The organism is Akkermansia sp. RCC_12PD, from assembly GCF_036417355.1.
Taxonomy (GTDB): domain Bacteria; phylum Verrucomicrobiota; class Verrucomicrobiia; order Verrucomicrobiales; family Akkermansiaceae; genus Akkermansia.
The window spans coordinates 737038-758697 of record NZ_CP143889.1; the positions used below are offsets into that span (position 1 = coordinate 737038).

Below are 21660 nucleotides of genomic sequence, written 5' to 3' on the forward strand. Positions count from 1 at the left end.
AGCCGGATATCCGGCCACAACAGCCTTATCGACATGCAACATTGACAGTATATAGGCATTCTCCCCGTGTGACGCAAGCATAATGAGGAACAGCAGCGGCATCAACGAGGCGCCTCACCCTCTGCCACCACGGGACAACACCTCTCCCCTCCCTCACACTCGTAGCCGCGGCAGCCTGCGTGTCATTCCCTTCCGTACAGGGAAGTCACAATGCATTCGCAGTCACAGTCAATTATTCTTAAAGAGTTTCCGCCATCGGTATATCATCCGCCGGCATAGGGGCCCGCGGAGCGGGAGACGTCACGGGAACGGTATGATTGAGATGACGCGGAATCTGGCGGGGCAAACCCGGTATGTAGTCGGAATCCCCGCGCCGCGGAGCCAGCGGAGCCGCAGAAGGGTCCTCCGAAAGCGGAGGAGCCGTCCGCCGGGCACTCCGCTGAACGCCGCCCACGGGAGTCGCCTTGATTTCGGCATCGGAAGAATCGTCCAGATCAGCGGGAATTTCATGAACCTTGATAGGCTCCATTCCTTCCGGATCATACAGGCCGGGAGGCAGGTTGTCCGGGACTACGGCGGGAACGCGGCCCTGCTCACGGATGGCGGCCGCTTCCGTAGCGGAAGTTTCCTCCACCGGTTCCGCTACCGGAATGTCATCCTTGGGCGGGTCGATGATGGCCTTGATATCCTTCTTTTCCAGTTCAAAAAACTCTTTCACGATGGGCGCGGCAACAGCTCCCCCGCCCAGGGTTTCATGCGGCCGCCCTTCGTGCAGCACCACATACGCAAAACGGGGATTTTCATAGGGCATGAACCCGGCAAACCAGGCCAGGCGCTTGTCTTCCCGCTCCGGCCCCCACTGGGCCGTTCCGGACTTGCCCGCAATGCTGGAATAGGAGAGGCGGGCGCGGCCGCCCGTACCGCCTTCAATGACGGCCTTCATCCCCTTGCGCACGCTGGCCAAGGCTTTTTCATAGTCGGGCAGCGGCCGCTGCACCTCCTGGGGCCTGGGAGCGTAAACCACATTGGAATTGCCGTCCTGGATCTGCTTGATCAATTGAAGCCTGGGGAGATAGCCGTTGGCCACGCCCGCCATCATGTGGGCCACCTGGAGAGGCGTCGCCAGCAGGGGACCCTGGCCTATGGACAGGTTGGCGGCATCCCCCGGCATGAAATCGCGCTTGTAATTGCGGATCATGTACTCGCTGGTAGGAACAAGGCCGGGATCATCCGGAAGAGGAAGCCCCGTGCGCTCGCCCAGGCCGAAAGCCCGTGCGGTATCCATCAGCGCTTCCGCTCCCAGCCTCAGTCCCATCTGGTACATGAACGGATTGTTGGACATCGCCAGGGCACGGACACAATTGGCGGGCCCCAGAGGCACCTTGCTCCAGTTCTTGAACACGTGGTTGCCGATCGTAACGGAAGCGGGACAGTCAATCACGTCATTCTCCGTAATTTTCCCGTTTTTGAGAGCACTGGCGACAGTCAGCACCTTGAACGTGGAAGCGGGAGGGTAGCGTCCCTGGAATGCACGAGCGCCCAGCGGACCGGCAGGGTCATTGCGCAGGGCATCGTAATCCTTCTGGGAAATATTCGGAATAAACAGGTTCGGATCGTAGGAGGGAGTAGAGGCCATCACCAGTATTTCACCCGTCACGCAATCCAGAACCACCATGGCGCCGCGTCTCTTGCCGCGGGAAAGGATGCGTTCCGCATCCCGCTGCCATTTCAGGTTCAGGGTGGTCACCACGGCGCCGCCCGGTTTGGGGCGTATCTGCAGTTCGTCCAGAATCTTGTTGCCGTCCTCGTCAAACATCAGGCGCCATACGCCCGGCGTTCCGGTCAGGGCCTTGTTGAATTCCTTCTCCAGTCCGGCGCGCCCCTCCACCTGCTGAAACAGGGGATCCATGTGGTTGATAGGCCCCGTAGGCAGCTTGTCGCGGGAACCTACATAGCCGCCAATATGTACTGCAACGGACTTTTCCGGATAATACCGGATGTAAATGGGCATCAGTTGAAGGCCGCGAATGTTCTTCACCTTGTCCTTCAGCTTCTCCGCATCTTCCGCGCGGATCACGTTGGTCAGCGGCAGGGGGAGCCAGCGGCGGTGTTCATAATGCTTCCAGAACTGGTCATCGGAAAAAGTCCATGCCTTCCCGGATATTTTCTCTGCCTGCTCCAGGCAGTTGCGCGCAAACTCCACGACGCGGGACCTGTCCGGATTCTCAAAAATCTCAAACCTCAAGGCCAGCTGGTAGGCCACCTGCGTTACGGCCAGCGGCTCTCCATGGCGGTCCAGAATGGGACCGCGAGGAGCGGGAATCAGGAGAGCCATCGTCCTAGCGGAAGGCCGCGTACTGGTGTGGGCCTCGCGCGCGGCATCCAGGCGGCCGCCGTTCAAGGAAGGAATCAGGGAAAGGGAATCCAGCCCGCTCTGCTCCGTGTCCGTTTCCCTGGGCATTTCCGGAACATCACCCAGCCCTTCCCTCTCCCCGGAAGCGGTGCCCTCAGAAGTCTTCCTGCCACCCAGGTCAACGGTTTTTACGGTGTCATCCTCTCCAGACACCTGTGCCGGAGCCGCCGCGGAGACCGCCCTGCGTGAAGAACTGCCCCTGCGGGTGCCCTGGCCGCAGGCCGTGTCCGCAGCAAAGGCGCCCAAACTTGCCAGCAATACCAGGGAACGTATCAAAGCCATCATTTTCATGAACTTGCGGAAGTGTGTCAAATGTACGGGCAGGAATCAACGATTATTCGCGCTTGCACTTACTCCTGAACTACTACGGCCGTTCCCAGGCCGCATTTGTCAAACAAAATGCGGCATGCCTCCACAGGCACCCGGATGCACCCGTGGGAATTGGCATCCCGGTACACGGTCCCCACATGCAGGCCGATTCCTCCGTGAATGCGCATCCACAGCGGCATTTTGGCTCCGATGAACTTGCCGCCGCGCGGAACGGGAGAGGAGGAAGTCGCGTCCGAATTCACGCACTTGCCGCTCACGTCAAATACGCTGCCGTAGGACCGGGAACGGTAATCCTCATCCTTCTGGATGATGGTGAACCTGCCCCGCGGCGTTTCATGGGTGGACCTTCCGGTGCAGACGGGGAAATCCATGGCCACCTGGTCATCGACCCACAGCACGCCGCGCTGGTTCTTCAGATGAATGACAATTTTGCTGTTCTTCGTCCCGGCCCGGCTGATGCGGGCGTCGTGATACCAGACGTCCCGCGTATGGCGGTAATTCGGGTCCGCCACAAAGGCATTGTAGGAAGAGGCATACCTGCCGTCCTTCATCAGCGGCCTGCCGTTGGGAGCCTTCGTGGAGGAGGAGCACCCCGCCAGCAGCACGGACACACACAGGAAAAGGAGGAGGGTAATGGGCGCGCGCGGCATGCGGCTTGCTTACCCTCTCCAACTGCGGAAATCAAGCACGATTCCCTCCCGCTCCGGCATGTTTTCACGGAATGATAAAGAAAAGCCCTTTCTCGCGTATATATCCCTGTTCCACCTCTCTCCCGGCCTGCCGTGAATCATCTCTCTCCCACTTCCGAACGTCCCCCCAGACTGGCATCCCTGGATGCCCTGCGGGGTTTGGACATGTTCGTCATTCTGGGGCTGGACGCGCTTATCCTGCTACTGGCTTCCAAAGCGCCGGACAACGAACTGCTCAAAATCGCCGCCATCCAGATGACTCATGCCGGTTGGCAGGGACTGCGCCTGTATGACCTCGTCTTCCCCGTCTTCGTCTTCATTGCGGGCGTTTCCATGTCTTTCTCACTGTCACGGCATGAGGATGAAAAAACCGGACCGGGGCCGGGCCTGCTCAAAATCTGGAAGAGGGCCTCTCTCCTGGTCCTCCTGGGAATGCTTGTCAACGGCCCCCTTACCTGGACGGAAGACATGAGGTATGCGTCCGTGCTGGGGCTCATCGGCCTTTCCTGCGCCATGGGGGGCACCTGCGTGCTCCTGCTCAGGTGCCGGAAAGCCATAGCCGCCGCGACAGGCGGCATTCTGGCCCTGGTCGCCCTGCTCCAATTCTTCGGAGGGGACTTCACTCCTTCCGGCTCCGTCAATTCATGGCTGGACGCGCACATGCTTCCGGGGAGCCTGCACGGCGGGACATTTGATCCGGAAGGCCCCCTCTGCATCATCTCTGCAGCCGCCCTGTGCCTGGGAGGCTGGCTGGCCGGAACCTTCCTGCAGGACGGGCGCGTGCCGCCAGTCCGCCGCATCCTGCTGATGCTGGCCGCGGGAACATGCCTGTTCGGAATGGCGTGGGGACTGGACGGCATCTACCCCATCATCAAGAAAATGTGGACCGGTACATTCGTGCTGGCCGCGGCAGGCGTCTCCCTGATACTGCTGGCTTTTTTCCATCTGGTCATAGACGTCTGGAAATTTCGGATATGGTCGTTCCCCCTGCGCATTATCGGCCTGAACGCGCTGGCGGCCTACCTGATTTACCAGCTTCTCAACATCCACTCCCTCAACCAGCGCATCTTCAGCGGGGCGGCAGACCTGTTCCCGCCCTTCCAGCCCGTTTTTCTGGCCGTCACCCTGCTCCTGCTGCAATGGCTGATTCTTTTTTTCTTCTACAAACGCAGCATTTTTATCAAACTGTAGCCTACTGAACATGATGACAACCGCACGCCTGATCATGCCATTGCTGATGGCACTCACTGCCTGGACGGCCGTTGCCCAGCCGCAAACCTCCCTGCTGCGTCCCGTACCGGGAAAAACCGCACTCCCCCTTCCCGTACCGCCCTACCAATCCTTCTGCTGGTTTGCGGCGGACCGGGGCCGATGGCCCGGCGACGGCAACCGCGTGCTGCCCTGGTTTGGCAAAACGGACCCCGGCAAGCTGATGGACGACAAGCCGAACCCCACCGTCGCGAAGCCGGGCGTGCACGCCATGTTTGCCCTGTTCCATCTCAAGGACGGCCGGTACATGGCCGTACTGCCCGTTGCCGAACCGGATTCCCTGGCCTGGCTGAACATTGACGGAAAGGGAAACTTCATGGTGGAATACGGCACCCTGGGGAAAAACCTCGCCAAACCCCAGTCCGTCCTCGCCGTCATGGCCGTGGACGGCAATATTTACAACACCTGCTCCGCCGTATGGGAAAAAGCCCTGTCCCTCCCCTTTTTGAAAGGCAGAACCCTTCCCCGTGAAAAAAAGGCCTACCCGGAACCCTTCAAATATCTCGGCTGGTGCAGTTGGGAACAATACAAGAAAAACATCACTTCCGCCCTTCTTGAAAAAACGGCGCGCCATCTGGAGGAATCCCCCGTACCCGTCCGGTGGCTGCTGGTGGACGACGGCTTCCAGGTCCAGGAAGGGCTCAAGCTGATCAGCTTTCAGCCCCGGCAGGATAAATTCCCGGAGGGCTGGAAACCCCTCATGAAGCACAAAAGCGCCAAGCTGAAATGGATGGGCCTGTGGCACTGCTATTATGGCCTTTGGAAGGGCATCCACCCCGAACACCGGCTCGGCCCTCAGGCCGCGCGCGGACTGGTCTCCACCCCCAAGGGCTGCATCCTGCCCGGCGATGGTCCCGGCGGAGCCGGGGCATTCTACAAGCCCTTTCTCCAGTCAGTCAGGGATGCCGGATTCGATTTCGTGAAGATCGACGTCCAGGCGGAATACCTGAAACAGGCGGACGGCCTGGACAATCCGGTCCACCACAACACCAAATGCTCCGAAGCGCTGGAAAAGGCATGCCGCCAGACGGGCCTAGAACTGATCAACTGCATGGCCCAGGGAACCGTCAACATCCAGAACACGCGGCACAGCGCCGTCACCCGGTGCAGCATCGACTACAAGATGGGAGACGAGGCCATGGGCAAATCCCACCTACTCCAGTCCTACGCCAACACGCTGTGGCTGGGGCAGACTGCATGGCCGGACCACGACATGTTCCATTCCACGGACCCCGCCAGCGCCCGCCTGATGGCCGTCTCCAAGGCCGTATCCGGCGGCCCCGTCTATCTCTCGGACCCGGCGGACAAGCTCAACCCGGAACACATCATGCCCCTCGTCTGGTCGGACGGACTGCTGCTTCGGCCCCTGGCCCCCGCCGTCCCCCTGCCGGACTCCGTCTTTCTGGACGCCCTGAATGAAAACCGCCTTTACCGGGTCATCGCCCCGTTGCCCGGCCAAAGCGCCGCCATAGTTCTGTACAATCTGAAACACCCCTCCCCGGAAGCGGCCGTCCGCGGAAAAATCTCCCTGAACGACTACCGTTACGCCGCCGCCCTGCTGAAAGGAAAGCAGGCGCTAAACTACTACGGGACACCCGTGGAAGGCATCGCCGCCTATTCGGCGGAAGGGGGACGCGCCCTCACGGCATCCCGGCCGGAGCTGGACGTGGAGATCACGGGCTTCCAGGACCGCCTGTTCATCCTGGCTCCGATTGTCGGCGGCTGGGCCGTCATCGGCAGAGGGGACAAATTCCTCTCCCCCTGTGCCGTCGAAGGCAGCACGGAATATGCGGAAACCTCTCTTCGCTTCCGCATCAGGGAATCGGGACCGGTCGTCATCTGGCATGGAAAAGGCCCGGTCAAGGCAGGCGGCACGCCCGTCAAAAACCTGGGGAACGGATTCTATGAACTTCAATTCCCCGTCTCCTCCCGGCCCTTGGACGTCACGGTAACGGCGGAATGAATTTGCTCGCCACCGGAAAACGGGCCTGTCATGATAAACCCATGTGCATTCTCCGTATCACGCTGGTTTCCGTGGTCCTGCTGACGTGCTCGCTGCCCCCTGCGGCATCCGGAAACACGGCGGCGCAGCCCGTGGCGACGCCAAATGCCCAGGAACCGAAAAAAGCCATTGAACAATTCCTGAGTCTGACCGCCATCTGGATGCTGGAACTGGAATGGACTCACGCCTATGTCAACAAGACGCCCAAGGCGGAAGACTTCCGTAAGGCCATGCTGGCCGCGGGCTTGCAAGACTGCCCTGCGGACTTCCAGGAGGCTTGGCTCAAGCAGGCGGCCAAACCGGGCCGCAACTACGCCGCCCCGGTGCTGCGCAAATACGGCATCAGCCTGAAAGATCTGCGGGAACGGCTCCAGGGAAGCCTGTTCAAAATAAATCCCAGCGTCCGTCCCCCCATCCCGCTTTACGACGAAGAGGAAAAAATCCCCCGCATGGACCCCCGTACCTGCGGAAATCCCAAAGACATCCTGAAGGCGCTGGCGGCTCTGCGGGCCCAGGTCATGGGCCTCACACCAGCCCAGTTGGAAAAAGCCGCCCGATCAATTGAACGGGTCATGCTGGAATTCACGCTCGCCTACGTGGAAACCTCCATCTGCATGAACACCGGAGGCATCAGGGAAAGCCAGGTCCGGGAGCTCTTTTCCCCCATCAATACGGAACAATGCCCGGAAGACTTCCGCCGCGCATGGCGGCATGACCTGCCGTTCTTTCTGAAGGGCCGCTTTACGGGTAGCGAACTGGCCCTGTCCCCCCTGTGTAAAAAATACGGCGTGGACGAACAGGAACTGCTCCTCCGCGTGCGTAAAAAACTGGCGGAATGGGATGTCAAGCCTCCCACGCCCCGGACGCAGGCCGAATTCCGCCGCGACATGCAGGAAATCAGGGAAAACATGCTGGGCGGCAGGAAATAACGCCCTCCGTACCCGCAAAAACGGTCCTTCCACGCGCCGGGCTCAGCCCAGCAGGCCCGCATCCATCCCCTCGTTATACTCCCACAGGCCCTGCTCCACCATGAAAGAGCTCCAACTGTTGAGAAGCTGCTCAAAATAGGCGGCATTCACATTAAAATGGTAAAACGTGTGATCGGCCACGTCCAGAAGCTCGAACCTGGCCTTATTCCTCTTCTTCATCCACAATTCCGCCAAGCGTTCGCTGGTCCGCCACGGCAGCAACCTGTCCCGTCCCCCATGACTGGCGAACAAGGGGGGAAGCCCCTTTTGCAGACGCTTCAGCGGATTCAGGGAATCCCTTTGTTCCGGAGTCATCGTGTCCGTCAGCTTGAACACGGAATCCGCAGAAAGGTCGCATACGCCCCGGAACAGGGCCACCGCCGCAGGTCCGGGCGGCAAAGGAGCTTTTTTACGGAAAAGGGACCAGCGGGCGGGCTGGTCCGGCAGCGCCGCATGCAGGGCCATCAGCCCACCGGCGTCGCTGCCCGCTACGGTAATGCGGGCCGGGTCCAGCCCCAGCAGGGAGGCATTCTCATACACCCAGGCCCAAGCCTCGCGCGCTTCTTCCAGAATATCCAGCGGCTCCACTTCATACGCGCCGCGCGTGCGGAACATTGGAATAATGCCCGCAATGCCCTGCTGGGCCAGATGAAGGGCCCACGGCACAAAATCCCCCAGGCTCTTGCCCACCCACATGCCGCCATGAAAAAACAGGACGGAGGGAATGGAAGCGGACGCCTCATGGCCCGGAGGAAAAAACACGTAGGCCATCAGTTCCTCTCCGTCGGAAAAGCGCCTCCATGCAAAGCCGGGCTGTTCCCGCAACAGTTTCCTGTAGCGGGCTTCCGCCAGATGATCGGCTTCCGTGAACAATTCCATGAGAACGGCTTCATGATGCAATTGTGTTGCACTCCGCGCAAGTTTGATGTCTAAATAATCGTGTAATGACCTTCCGCTCCTTCCTTGCCCTTGCCTGCTGCACCGCAGCCCTCGTGAATTCCGCTCTCGCGGCACCGCGCCCTGGAGACTCCCAATTGAGGGACGATCTGGACGTGGCCTACAACACCTGGCGCCTGCACATGCTCCGCGGCAACTATGACGGATGGAGGGCCACTACCTCCGCCTACCGCCAGGTAAAAGTCCGCAATCTGGCCGTTTCCGAAAAGCGCCCTTTCCCCGCCTCCCTGTTCAGGCAGCCCATGGCGCCTCCGGCCCTGTCTCCGCTCATGTACGTGGGTTCCGTGGTGGACGGCCCTACGGCGGCGGCCACCTATTACGGAAAAGTGGACCTGGGACTGGGCGAGGAGCCCACAGACGCCAATGCTCTGGTCCTGCTGTTCACCAATGAACGCGGCAAATGGAAATACGACCAGGCCCGCTTCTTCAACCTCTCCCGCCTCCCCGCCGTCAGGGACCGCCTGAAGCGCGGAGACGCCACCGTGCTCATGGAGCAGGACGGATTCCAGCCTCTTGGAAAAATCCCGCCCGTGCCTCCTCTCTGCCCTCCGGCCAAATACATCGCCAAAATCCTGGTGGACTGCCCCGGCCGCACCGTAAAGGCCAATATCAACAACATCTCCCAGCATGAATTTGACAACACCAGGCAGGCGGAAGTCATCTCCGGCGGCCTCAGAGACGGGGGCAACTCCATCACGCTGAACTTTGCAGACAGCCCCAGCGGCGAAAAAGGAGCCGTGCTGGTGGAAGTGTACATCATGCCGGAAATTCCAGGCCACCTCCCCGCACGCGCCTTCTCCTACTTCGTTCCGCCCAAGGAACTCCCAAGAAACGGGCCTTCGCTGATCAACGTCACCCCGGAATTATTAAAGACCATGGCCCCTAAAAGCGCACCCGCCGTACCGGGCGCCGCTAAATAAAATCGTCATTCTTCAACGTTTCCTGCGCGGGTCCGGTCATACCGCCATATGACAACTCAACCTCAAGTCAACAGCACCTCGGTGTCCGGCGGTTCATGGTGGATGGGCATCCTTGGCGTCATTGAGCTATTTCTTGGATTTATTGCTCTGGCGTCCCCTTGGCTCGTAGGAGCCAGCTTCATCTGGGTCATCGGCATCATGCTGATGGTACTGGCCGTCATCCGGCTGGTGCAGGTATTTACCGTACCGGCCTCCAGAGGGTGGAACCTAGTGATGGCCATCCTGTACGCCATCGTCGGCTGGTTCCTGTTCCGTGACCCGAACATCTCCCTGGCCATCACCACGCTCATCATCGGATGGGGCCTGGTCATCGCAGCCGTCTTCCAGGGCGCCTTATGGCTCCAGACCCGCTCCCTTCCTGCCAGCGGATGGCGCCTGTTCAATGTAATCATTACGCTGATTCTTGGTCTCATGGTCATCTTCGGCTGGCCGGAATCCTCCGCCTGGTTCATCGGCACGCTGGTTGCAGTGGAACTCATCTTCTCCGGATGGACGCTGCTCCTGTACGCCTTCAGCGGCCGCTCCGGCCGTCTCCGCGAATCACTTTAATCATTCATGCCCCTCACCCAGGAAGAAACGGAACGCTACGCAAGGCATCTTTCCCTGCCGGAACTGGGCGAGGAAGGGCAGCAAAAACTCAAACGGGCGCACATCGCCCTGGTGGGCCTCGGGGGGCTTGGTTCCCCCGCGGCCCTTTACCTTGCCGCCGCCGGAGTGGGCAGGCTCACCCTCATTGATCCGGACGCGGTCACCCTCTCCAATCTCCAGCGCCAGATCCTGCACGCCACGGACTCCGCCGGAACCGCCAAGACGGACAGCGCGTCCTGCCGCCTGAAAGCCCTGAACCCCGCCGTGGAAATCACCACGGCCACGGAACGCCTCACGCCGGACAATGCCCTGGCCCTGCTGGAAAAATGCGACTTGGCCGTGGACGCTTCAGACAACTACGCGGCACGCTTTGCCCTGGCGGATGCCTGCGCCGCCCTCCGCATCCCGCTGGTGCACGGCGCCGTGAAAGGCTTCATCGGCCAGGCGACCGTGTTCGCCCCCCACGAAGGCACGGCCTGCTACCGCTGCCTCTTTCCGGAGGAAACGCCCATGCAGGAGGAAGACATCGCCTCCGCGGCAGGCATCCTGGGCGCGCATGCGGGAATCATCGGGTGCATCCAGGCGCTGGAAGCCCTGAAAGCCCTTGCCGGCATCCCCTCTCCGCTCAGGGGAGGGCTGCTCTCCGCGGACACCCTGCGCATGCGATTCACGGTCATTCCCCTGCATCCCAGCCCCACCTGCAAATGCAGGAACGGAGGGGAGGAGGAGCCGCAATGAAAAATTGACGGAAGAAGGGGCCTCTGGCATCATTCCCGCCAGATATGAACCATTTAACACGCGCCAGATCCGTTTTTGAAATGGAGATTGAAGAACTGCGTGGCGTCCTGTCCCGGCTGGATGAAAACTTCAACAAGGCCGTGGACCTCATGTCCCGGGCCCTGGACCGCGGCAACAAGATCGTCATCGCCGGCGTCGGAAAATCCGGCAACGTCGGGGCCAAAATCGTAGCCACCCTGAACTCCACGGGCACGCCCACCGTCATGCTGGACTCCCTGAACGCCCTGCACGGGGACCTGGGCATCGTCCAGGACGGAGACGTCTGCATCGCCATGTCCTTCTCCGGGGAAACCACGGAACTCCTGACCCTCCTTCCCTTCATCAAGCGCTTTGAACTTCCCGTCATCTCCATGACGGGAAACATCCATTCTTCTCTGGCCAAATACTCGGACGTCGTCCTGGACACGGGAGTTTCTCGCGAGGCCTGCCCGCTGAACCTGGCCCCCACATCCAGCACCACGGCCATGCTCGTCATGGGGGACGCCCTCGCCATGGCCCTGGTGGAAGCGCGCCACTTCACCGCAAGAGACTTTGCCAAACGCCACCCGGGCGGCTCCCTGGGCCGCGCCCTCCTTACCAGGGTGAGCGACATCATGCGCCAGGGGGATGAAATGGCCATTCTTCCGGAAACGGCCACCGTCAACGACTGCCTGAAAGCAATGACCACCGCCCACACGGGAGCCTGCATCCTGCTCACGGCGGACGGCAAACTGGCCGGCATCTTCACCCACGGCGACTTCGTCAGGGCCTACGGCGCCAACCCTCTCATCGGCCAGCAGCCCGTCGGCGGCCTCATGACCCGCAACCCCATCTACGTGATGGAAGACGACCTGGCGGCGGAAGCCGTGAAAGCCGTCAGCAACCGCCACATTGACGACCTGGTGGTACTCAACAAGGACATGGCGCCCGTCGGCATCATCGACCTCCAGGACCTGGCACGGATGAAGCTGGTCTAACCTCCGCATCCGTCCGACACTCTCCGGCATCCGTGGTAGAAAAGTAACAAATCCATCACGGATGCCTTTTTCATTGAACGGAACCCGTTCCTTCTCCAATCTAAAAAAAATCGGCATGTCTCTCAAATTCCTTATACCCCTCATCACCTGCGCCTGGGGCTTCTCCCATGCCCAGGACATCTCCGTTGCCCAGGAAACCCCGGCACAGCAGAAACAGGAGGAAACCTCCCCGGAAGTCCCCCTGCCGGACGGCAAGACGGTACCCAAATTCGAACCGCTGGACGACCACCGCATCAAGATAGGTAACGTCATCGTCAACCACAAGGAGCGCACCGTCAGCTTCAATGCCCAGGTCAACATGAAAGAGGGCATTCTGGAATACGTCTGCTGCATGCCCAACGGCAAGCTTCATGAATCGCTGCTGGTGTCCGAGGCGGACCCCCTGCACATCAGTCTGGGCATGACCCTTCTCAAATTTCACCGTTTTGAAAAATTCTTCCCGGTCCGGGATGAAAACTTTGAATGGCTTCCTTTCACGGAGCCCAAACCGGCGGACTATGCGGACGCCTATGTCCAGATTGTCATGACCTACACGCAGGACGGCAAGGAACAGAAAAGCGACTTTTCCGACTTCGTCGTCAACTCCCAAACCCGCAAGGGGATTGATCCCAAGGACTGGCTCTACACCAACTCCTTCTTCTACGAAGGGGCCTACCAGGCCAGCCTGAGCGGGGAAATCATCTCCATCTTTGCCAGCCGCACCTCCCCCATCAACTACATCGGGGACTTTCACGACGGCGTCAATGACACGGGCTGGATCGTCAATCCCCGGAAAAACCTGCCCGTCGGCACCAACGTCACCGTCACCATCTCTCAAAAAACGGTCCAACCCAAACAATAACCATCATGTTTAAATCCGTACTTTCATTAACTCTGGCCGCCGCGCTGGGCACGGCGGCATTGGGGCAAACCACTCTCACGGCAGTTCCGGGAGAAGCGGCCTCCGCCAAATACGCCTCCATCAAGCAGGAAATCCTGCGCGCCATTGAAAAAGGGAATGAATACCTGAAAAACAAACAGAATCCGGAAGGCTACTGGGCCCAGCCCTCCTACCCGGCCCTGACGGCCCTGGCGGTCACCGCCTATATGCGCGATCCGGAAAACCAGGGCAAGCCCCTCCCAGAATACATCCGGAAGGGATACGACTTCATCCTGAAATCCCAGAAAGAGGACGGCTCCATCTTCAACCGCGGCATGTCCTCCTACAACACGGCCGTGTGCATGATGGCCCTGCTGGCCGCCAACAAGGAGGAATACGCCCCCGCCATCCTCAAGGCGCGCGCCTACCTCATCAAGCAGCAGAACCACTTCGCTCCGGACAACCCCTACAACGGCGGCATCGGCTACGGGGACAAAAAGGCTCCCCCCATTGCGGACCTCTCCAACACCTCCCTGGCCCTGGAAGCCATCTACTACTCCCAGAAACTCGCCAAGGACGGCAAATACGGCGAACAGCCCGACCTGGACTGGAACGCGGCCACGGAATTCATCAACCGCTGCCAGCAAAACCCCGCCGTCAACAAGGAACCCTGGGTATCGGATGACAAATCCCAGCTCGGCGGCTTCGTGTACCGCCCCGGCGTAGCAAGCGCCAAGGATGCGAAAAGCGCCGCCTTTGACAAGGCGGAACCGCCCAAGGCCTACGGCAGCATGACCTATGCGGGCATGCAGTCCCTTATCTACGCCAACGTGGACAAAAACGATCCCCGTGTCAAGCTGGCCCTCAAATGGCTGGAAAACAGCTACAACCTGGATGAAAACCCCGGCATGGGCGTCCAGGGCCTTTACTACTACTACCAGGCCATGTCCAAGGCCCTCAGCGCCCTGGGCATCGACTACCTGACCCTGGAAGACGGCCGCAAGGTGGACTGGCGCGACGAACTGGCCAACAAGCTCATCTCCATCCAGAAAAGCGACGGCTCCTGGGTGAACACCAACAACCGCTGGTGGGAGGCGGACCCCGTCCTGGTCACGGCATACTGCGTCCTTTCCCTGGAGCAATTGTACCACTCCATCCCCAAATAGACGTCCCTTGACGGCTTCAAGAGCCGGGAGGAATTCCATTCCTTCCGGCCTTTTTCATTTCTGGAAATGAACGCCTAAAACAACAAAAGGGTCTTTACTGAATCATTCCCCTTTCATGAACAGCATTGATTCCATCACCATCGCCGCGGCAGGCTGGGGCCTGCTGGTCCTCCGCCTCACCCTGGCCCTGATCCTGTGGCCCCACGGCGCCCAGAAAGTGCTGGGCTGGTTCGGCGGCGCGGGATGGGACGGAACCTACCGGACATTTACGGAAAAAATGGGCATTCCGCCGTTCCTCACCAAGGTGGCCATGCTCACGGAATTCTGCGCCCCCATCTGCCTGGTCCTGGGGCTGTTCACACGGGTAGCGGCGCTGGGAGTCATGATCATGATGATCGTTGCCATGACCAAGCACCTCAAAAACGGCTACTTTGCCAACTGGTCCGGCAAAAAGGCTGGGGAAGGAATTGAATTCCATGTTCTTTACGCCGGAGCGGCACTGGCTCTTCTGCTGACCGGACCCGGACCCTGGTCCATAGACGCGTGGTTCATGAACATCGTGCACGCCATCTTCGGCTGACGGGCATGTCCCCTCCGGGAAGCATAGGACATACTTTCCTGTTCTCAACGCCGCCGCACTCTGGTACTCATAAGGGAGAGGCCGCCCATTTGCGGGAGGCCCTTCCTTTTTTGCCTTCCATCCCCGCCCGCTCATGACCAGCCTGAAAAGAACCAAACTCCGGCAATGCACCAACTGCCTATGCGTTATCAACGGCGTCTGGGAATGGGTGGAGGAATGCGCCCGGGAAGCGGCGGACGAGGAACCCGCCATGCGCGGCATTCTGGACGACGTCTGCCTCTCCCGCAACTCCCTGGCCACCTCCATCTCCGCACGGCTGGCCCGCAAGCTCTCCCGCCGGGACATGCCGCGGGAACTGATCGAGCCCCTCATCAGGGAAGCCCTGGCGGATGAAGAAAGCATTCTGAGCCAGATCGCCCACGATCTGATCGCCATCGTGGACCGTGATCCGGCCTGCCGCACCCCGCTGGAACCCCTGCTGTTCTACAAGGGGTTCCACGCCATCACCACCTACCGCATTTCCCACTGGCTGTGGAAACACGGCCGCACGATCATGGCCCTGCAATTCCAAAGCCTTGCCAGCGAAGTATTTGCCGTGGACATCCACCCCGCCGCCTCCATCGGGTGCGGCATCCTGCTGGACCACGCCACCAGCTTCGTGGTGGGGGAAACCGCCATCATCCGCGACAACGTCTCCATCCTGCATGAAGTCACGCTGGGAGGCACCGGGAAAGAGGAAGGGGACCGCCACCCCATCGTGGAATCCGGCGTTTTGATCGGCGCCGGAGCAAAAATTCTGGGCCGTGTCACCATCGGCCAATGCGCAAAAATCGCGGCCTGCTCCGTCGTGCTGGAAGATGTCCCGCCGCACACCACCGTGGCAGGCGTTCCGGCCGTCATTGTCAATGACTCCGTTCCGGATAATCCCGCGCTGGAAATGAACCAGTGTCTTTGCGACTGACGGCTAACGGATTACGAATTCGCAGCATCTCTCCGAACCAACGCGAAAGTGCCCCTGTTCCTTGATAATGGAGGAGAGAGATATATGACTCAAAAAAAGACCAGCCGTAACGCAACATCCTTCATTTCAATATATTAAAATTTGTAATACTTTGAACGTAAGAATTTTGGATTGAGGCCGGATTCGTAATTCGCATATTCATAAAATATGCATCCAAGATTACCCCTTTCCCTGAAAGCCGCGCTTCTGGCTTCCTGCATTTTCTGCCCCTTCATCACCTCCGCTTCCGTATCTGACGGCAGCCTCGGCAACGTCATGTATGTGGGGGACTCCATCACACACGGCATCAACAGCGGCTCCTACCGCTGGGCTCTGCACAAAATCTTCGCGGACAACGGCATTTCCTACAGTGCGGCGGGCATCAACACCGGCAACTACTCCGGCGGCGTGGCGGCGGGTATCTCCTACGGCGGCCGCGTATTCAACAACGCCCATTCCTCCCAGGCAAGCGCCCGCGCCTATGAAATCGCAGGACGCGCAGATGGTGCCAATTACGGACGCTTCAACGGTTCCAACATTAACAACTGGCTGGGCCTTAGCACGGAAAAAACAAAAGGAGGTACTTACACCGGACAAACGTTCACCGGCACCGCCGCCCCAGGCACCTTCTTCATCCTGGCCGGCACCAACGATCTTCTTTCCGACGGCAACAACGGCACGCTCAACGACCGCCTCTCCACCGTCACACAAAACCTGCTTGGAGACATGGATTCCATAGTGGGAGCCATGAAAACCGCCAATAGCAACGCGGAAATCATCGTCCTTTCCATCCCGTGCTGGACCCAGCACTCCAATGGCAATTCCAATGCGACCCACCAGGCCGTGGCCGACTACAATGAATCCCTTAAAAACTGGGGCCGGGACAAGGACGGCGTTACGGTCATTGACGTCAACCAGGGCATCATTGACGTGGCCTCATCCACCCCCTTCTACGGAGTCAGGTCCATGTTCAACAATCCTGCGGGGGACGGCCTGCATCCAAACGCCCAGGGCGATTTGCTGATGGCGGGAAACCTGGCCAAAGGCATGGGCTACGCGGGACGGTCAGCCGGACAGGAAAGGAAAGCCGCCCACGAGCTGGGCGTCAACTTTGGCCAGACGCCGGCTATCACCCAGCAGGAGCTGACGGCCAAGGGCTTTACTGCCAATAACGTCACCATCTCTAATAACACGATCAACTTCAACAAGTCCGGCAGCAGCACCCTGACCTACAACTGGGGTGCCTCCCAGGGGCAGGACAAAGGCTACACGGTGGATTTCACCCTGCGCCTGGGCAACGGTGCCACAGGCGGCTGGGACACCACAAACAACTTTTCCCTGAATCTGGGCAACGGAACGCTGAACGTCAATGAAGCGTACATCCAGTGGGGCAGCACCATCCTGTACTCCAAGGACATGTCCGCCAACGCGGACTCCATCCGCGTAGCCTACGTAGCGGGGGACAACGCTCACGGACTCAGCGCGGGCTACTACGTCTGGCTGGGAGACGTCCTGATCGGGGAAGCGCAGACGGCGGCAGGGGGCAGCTCCTCCGGCCTCACCTTCAGCTATTCCGGCACGCTGGATGCCATCCTGTCCAATCTGGCATTGGACGGCTCTCTCTCCTACGCTCCCTCCTCCAGCGGCATTACCGGGCCGGAAGCCATTTACCTGGCTCATGGGGGAGCCTCCGCCCTGAAACCGGGCATGATTGAATGGACCACGGACACCGGCGCCACAGCCGTAGCGCCGGCGGGAGCCGACAACACGTACAATGTCCGCAACAGCGCCAACTCCAACATTGCCGTCATTACGGGAACGGGAAGTACCAGACTCATTCATGCCAACAGCGGCGCGTACGGTACTGCGGAAAACCGCCAGGACCTGTGGGTAACGCTGGGGGAAGGCGTCATAAGCGATAACGGCTGGATAGGCGGCCACACGTCAGACGACCTGTACGGGGACATCAACTTGCGCTTTGCGGAAGGTTCCATCGGCAAATCGACCGTCTTCGGCACGGTTAACGCCGGAACCGTCCACGGGGACATTTACCTGGAATTCTCCTCTTCCACCGGAAACTTTGATACCTCCTTCACTGCCGGGGAGGCGGACCGCACCTCCGTAGCGGGAGCCTATGCCACCGCCGTGAACGGAGACATTACCATGGTGTTCAATGACGGCATTTTCTCCCACCGCATCTTCGGCGGGGTTTACACGGGGAGCAAAACCATCTCCGGCTCCACCTCCCTTTACATCAACGGCGGCACGTTCATGAATGAAATTTATGCCGGGAACAAGACGCAGGGAACGATTGCCCAGGGAACCAGCCTGACCATCACGGGCACGAACGCCATTCTGGGCAAGGCTGACGGAGACAACTGGGCGTGGACGCTCCTGTGCGGCGGCAACAAAACCAGCGGCACCATCAACGGAGGCACCACCATCACCCTGAAGGACATTGCCGCCACTGCCGGAGACGGATCCGAACACAAATTTGACAAATACGCCGGCACGATTGACGGCAAGGGTGGCGGGACGGTGAACGGGGAAAAGAAGCTCGTCTTTGACCACTACACCGCCGGCTTCCTGGGAACGCTCCAGAACTTTGACAAGGTGCAGGTCACCGGCAACTCGGATCTCGCTCTGGACAAGGCGCTGGGCGATACGGTCGCCTCCCTGACGGTGGATGCAGGCTCCACCCTCCGGTTCAACCAGGACCAGGGGGCTACGCTGGAGATTACCAACAACGGCACGATTCGCACCTCGCACAACCTGACCCTCAAATCCGCAGACACCGGGGCCGGCACCTACCGGGTGGAAGGAGGCACGCTGGACCTGGCCGGACAGGCCGTCTCCGGAAACATATCCATCTGCGAGGGCGCTCTGGCCAACACGGCAGGTCTGGGAGCCGGCAGCGTCTCCATCTCCGGCATCACCGGAAACATAAGCCTGGGCGGGCTGGAGGGCGGCAAGCTGGGCTCCATCAACATGGGCAGCGGCACCGGCACCATCTCCGGCCTGACGGGCCATGCGGACCTCTCCGGCTCGGACACCCAATTGAGGCTTTCCGCCGCCAACATGGGCGCGGAGGGCACGGGAATCATCCAATTCAATAACGCGGACGGTTCCAGCCTCACGCTGGGAGAACTCACCCTGACGCTGACGGCGGATGCCGTGGCCCGGCTCACCGCTCCCGGAGACTATGCCTTCCACATCACCAACGCCGCTCTTCATGCAGACCCCAACAACATCACGCTGAGCGAATACAACGGCATGGCCTGGGACATTACCCGGACGGAAGGCGGCCGGGTGATCATCTCCTTTGGTCAGCTGGACGCCATGGTCATTGACAGCAACACCGTCAAAAACGTCACCTCCGCCGCCACCCTGGGAGCAACGCCCAGCGTCACCAACAACGGAACGCTCAACATTGACTTGTCCCAGGGGACTGCTCCCCAGGACAAGGCAACCACCATCCGCTACCTGGCCGGCACGGAAGCCGCTGCCCTTCTCAACACGGGCACGGACCATGATGTAATCATCACGCTGCTCAATGAAACCTCCGCAGACCCGGACAAACCCGGCAACACCGCTTACGCAGGCTCCATTCTGGGAAGCGCCCAACTGGTCAAGGACGGAGAACGGAGGCTGACCATTGACGGCAGAATCACCGCCTCCGCTCTGAACGTGCAGCAGGGGGAACTCGTGCTCCAGAACACAAAGGAAAGCTCCATCATCTCCGGCGCCCTGAACGTGGAGCAGGATGCCGCTCTGACGCTCAACTCAGCCTCCCTGGCCGCCGCGGACCTGACGGGCTCGGGCTCCATCACCCTGGCCGGGGGGGGCCCTGCTCACCATCGCCAGGGACACGCTTTCGGACCTGACGCTCAACGCGGCCATCTCCGGGACAGGCACCCTGAAGCTGGACAACTGCAATCTGGTTCTAGGCACGGGCAGCAATCTGGGAGAAAACGTGCTGCTCCATCTGGGCGGCGGCGGCCTGCGCCTGCAGGACGGCTCCACGATCGCCCTGGAAGGCCTGCACCAGGAGCAGGAAAACGGCACGCTCCACCTGGGGGCAAACGGACGTCTGGAACTGGCCTCCAACGACGGGAAAACCTACTCCTTCAAGGGAAACATCACCGGTACGGGCGCCATCGCCCACCGTGGGGAAGGCACGCAGATCATCCTCTCCTCCGGGAACGGCAATGTGGACGTCAGCCATACCCAAGTGGGCGGCCACCTCGTGCTGGGAGACAAGGATCTGGCGGCGGAGGGCACCATCGCCTACAGGGACATCTCCATAGGCAGCAACACCCGGGACGCCTCCGGACTGGACGCCACGGCGGACCTCTCCCTGATGAACAACACCACGGCCAACACGCTCTCCATGGCCTCCAACGGCAAACTCTACCTGGGCGGCAACCCCAGCCAGAGGGCGGTCCGGCTCGTGCTGACCGGCAGCAACGGCGGCGTGGCGGCGGACCTGGCCTCCGGCGCATCGCTGGACCTCACCGTCAACACGGAAACCGTCTCGCACAGCGCCGATGCCCGCTGGGCGGCCATCCAGGCGGAAAACGGCTCCATCCGCATCAACGGAACCTCCCCGTCCATCAACGTCAACATTTACGGCCTCGGCTCCGCGGGGGACTGGGCTATCCTGCCTCAATTCACCATCAACGCCCTCTATGCGGAAAACGGCCTGGTCACGGCGGACGGGGCCAGCTGGACGGCGGACATGGTGAACCTGACCTATGCCGGCTTTGCCAACCTCGTCTATGACATCGGCAAAGTGCTCTCCGGCGACGGCAAGCTCTTCCAGGTCCAATTCACCAAACTGGGGGACAGCCCGCTGAAGGGCTACGCCTCCACGGACAACCAGAAAACCGCCGTGGACAGCCTGTGGGCCGTCACCTCCGCCCCGCAGGACATCAGCCCCGCCATGATGGAATTCCTCAATGCCGTGGGGAACGCCCAGGCCGCCGGTGACACGGGAACCATTCAGTCCGCCCTCTCCTCCTATGCGGGCAGCGGGATTACCGCCCTGCACTCCGCCCAGAAGGGAGCCCTGAAGGACCAGGTGCTGCACCTGAGAAACAGAATCACGCACATGGGAGCCTCCCTGCAATACGTCAACGACGACCTTCCCCGCTTCAACACCTGGATTGAAGGGGAGGGCGGCTACCGCAAGCTGGATGACCGAATGGACGAATCAGGCTACAAGCTCAACACCTGGGGGGGCACCTTCGGCTTTGACGTCACGTGCAGCGACAGCTTCGTGTGGGGCGCGGCCTTCTCCGCCAGCTACGGGGATCTGGACGCCTACAGGGCCAACGGAAACCTGGACTCCTACTACGGCAACCTGTTCTTGCGCCTCCAATCCGGCCGCTGGGCCCACAACCTCATTCTCACCTACGGATGGAATGACGCCACCCTCAACCGCACGGCGGGCGTGGCGGGAACCGACATGTACTCCATGCACGGCAGTACCAGCGGCAGCAGCTGGGGCGCGTTCTATGAAGGCACGTATGACCTGTACCTGAACGAAAACAGGACTTCCGTCTTCCAGCCCCTGGTGAATGGCTCCATCTACAAGAGCCGGATGGACGGCTTTACGGAAACCGGAGGCCTGGGCATGAGCGTGGAGGACATGGACTCCACCTACGGCACGGTGGGGCTGGGCGCCAGGCTCCGCGGGGAACTCTCGGAAAGTCTGATGGGAAGAGCCTCTATGGGCGAACTGCGGGTGCAGGTTGTCCAGAACCTGGGCGACCGGAAAACCACCGCCGCGCTGGCGCCCGTCGGCGCGCCGGGAGCCGGCTTCCGTGTGAACGGGGCCAGGGAAGGCTCCACCGGCGTGCAGATAGGAGCCGGCCTCACCATTCCGGTGGGTTACACCGGCTCGCTCTTTGCGGATGTCAACGCCGACTTGCGCAGCCGTGCCAACAGCCTCAACGGAAGCATCGGTTACAGACTGACCTTCTAATTTAAAAATCTTCGGGGTGTAATTGCAACCGGGGGCATCGCAGTCTTGCTGCGGTGCCC

The 21660-nt window shown here is 60.5% G+C and carries 16 protein-coding genes; 13 read left to right on the forward strand and 3 right to left on the reverse strand.

Annotated elements, in window-relative coordinates; translation table 11 throughout:
• Positions 1-238: 238 nt before the first annotated feature.
• Both V3C20_RS03075 and V3C20_RS03080 read right to left on the reverse strand, forming a co-directional pair.
• Positions 239-2704: a penicillin-binding transpeptidase domain-containing protein gene (locus tag V3C20_RS03075; RefSeq protein WP_330935418.1), complete on the reverse strand. Its 2466-nt coding sequence runs from the start codon at positions 2702-2704 to the stop codon at positions 239-241.
• 59 nt (positions 2705-2763) lie between these two features.
• On the reverse strand, positions 2764-3393 hold the full coding sequence (locus V3C20_RS03080) for a L,D-transpeptidase (protein WP_130083549.1): 630 nt from the start codon (positions 3391-3393) through the stop codon (positions 2764-2766).
• Positions 3394-3525: 132 nt separating this feature from the next.
• Here V3C20_RS03080 and V3C20_RS03085 point away from each other — a divergent pair, with 132 nt between their 5' ends.
• From V3C20_RS03085 to V3C20_RS03095, 3 genes are read left to right on the forward strand one after another with little or no spacing between them, the layout of a single operon-like run.
• The gene (locus tag V3C20_RS03085) at positions 3526-4623 is read left to right on the forward strand and encodes a heparan-alpha-glucosaminide N-acetyltransferase domain-containing protein (RefSeq protein WP_130083550.1); all 1098 of its coding nucleotides are present in this window, start codon (positions 3526-3528) and stop codon (positions 4621-4623) included.
• A 10-nt stretch (positions 4624-4633) separates the two neighbouring features.
• Positions 4634-6664 carry a Sip1-related alpha-galactosidase gene (locus V3C20_RS03090; RefSeq protein WP_130083551.1) on the forward strand — a complete coding sequence of 677 codons (2031 nt, stop codon included), beginning with the start codon at positions 4634-4636 and terminating at the stop codon, positions 6662-6664.
• A gap of 41 nt (positions 6665-6705) precedes the next feature.
• Entirely contained in the window at positions 6706-7632 is a 927-nt protein-coding gene (locus tag V3C20_RS03095) for a hypothetical protein (RefSeq protein ID WP_130083552.1), read from the forward strand.
• 42 nt (positions 7633-7674) lie between these two features.
• Here the strand turns inward: V3C20_RS03095 and V3C20_RS03100 are convergent, their stop codons facing one another.
• Positions 7675-8550, reverse strand: a complete 876-nt coding sequence (locus V3C20_RS03100; protein WP_130083553.1) for an alpha/beta hydrolase — start codon at positions 8548-8550, stop codon at positions 7675-7677.
• Positions 8551-8615: 65 nt separating this feature from the next.
• Between V3C20_RS03100 and V3C20_RS03105 the strand changes: the two genes are divergently transcribed.
• The 10 genes from V3C20_RS03105 to V3C20_RS03150 all read left to right on the forward strand — a co-directional run bounded on the left by V3C20_RS03105 (position 8616) and on the right by V3C20_RS03150 (position 21601).
• Entirely contained in the window at positions 8616-9548 is a 933-nt protein-coding gene (locus V3C20_RS03105) for a hypothetical protein (protein WP_130083554.1), read from the forward strand.
• 48 nt (positions 9549-9596) lie between these two features.
• Positions 9597-10157, forward strand: coding sequence for a DUF308 domain-containing protein (locus tag V3C20_RS03110; RefSeq protein WP_082770231.1), 561 nt, complete (start codon positions 9597-9599; stop codon positions 10155-10157).
• 6 nt (positions 10158-10163) lie between these two features.
• Positions 10164-10934, forward strand: a complete 771-nt coding sequence (locus V3C20_RS03115) for a HesA/MoeB/ThiF family protein (protein WP_130083555.1) — start codon at positions 10164-10166, stop codon at positions 10932-10934.
• 44 nt (positions 10935-10978) lie between these two features.
• Positions 10979-11950 carry a KpsF/GutQ family sugar-phosphate isomerase gene (locus tag V3C20_RS03120; protein WP_130083556.1) on the forward strand — a complete coding sequence of 324 codons (972 nt, stop codon included), beginning with the start codon at positions 10979-10981 and terminating at the stop codon, positions 11948-11950.
• A gap of 115 nt (positions 11951-12065) precedes the next feature.
• A complete protein-coding gene (locus V3C20_RS03125) occupies positions 12066-12851 on the forward strand; it encodes a YdjY domain-containing protein (RefSeq protein WP_130083557.1) in 786 nt (261 codons plus the stop codon).
• A gap of 5 nt (positions 12852-12856) precedes the next feature.
• The gene (locus V3C20_RS03130) at positions 12857-14035 is read left to right on the forward strand and encodes a prenyltransferase/squalene oxidase repeat-containing protein (RefSeq protein ID WP_130083558.1); all 1179 of its coding nucleotides are present in this window, start codon (positions 12857-12859) and stop codon (positions 14033-14035) included.
• Between the two features lie 115 nt (positions 14036-14150).
• Positions 14151-14615 (forward strand): DoxX family protein, encoded by a 465-nt coding sequence (locus V3C20_RS03135; RefSeq protein ID WP_130083559.1) that lies wholly within the window; start codon positions 14151-14153, stop codon positions 14613-14615.
• 133 nt (positions 14616-14748) lie between these two features.
• Positions 14749-15576 (forward strand): serine O-acetyltransferase, encoded by an 828-nt coding sequence (gene cysE, locus V3C20_RS03140; RefSeq protein ID WP_130083560.1) that lies wholly within the window; start codon positions 14749-14751, stop codon positions 15574-15576.
• 207 nt (positions 15577-15783) lie between these two features.
• Positions 15784-20397 carry a GDSL-type esterase/lipase family protein gene (locus V3C20_RS03145; RefSeq protein ID WP_330935419.1) on the forward strand — a complete coding sequence of 1538 codons (4614 nt, stop codon included), beginning with the start codon at positions 15784-15786 and terminating at the stop codon, positions 20395-20397.
• 328 nt (positions 20398-20725) lie between these two features.
• On the forward strand, positions 20726-21601 hold the full coding sequence (locus V3C20_RS03150; protein ID WP_330935444.1) for an autotransporter outer membrane beta-barrel domain-containing protein: 876 nt from the start codon (positions 20726-20728) through the stop codon (positions 21599-21601).
• Positions 21602-21660: the final 59 nt, after the last annotated feature.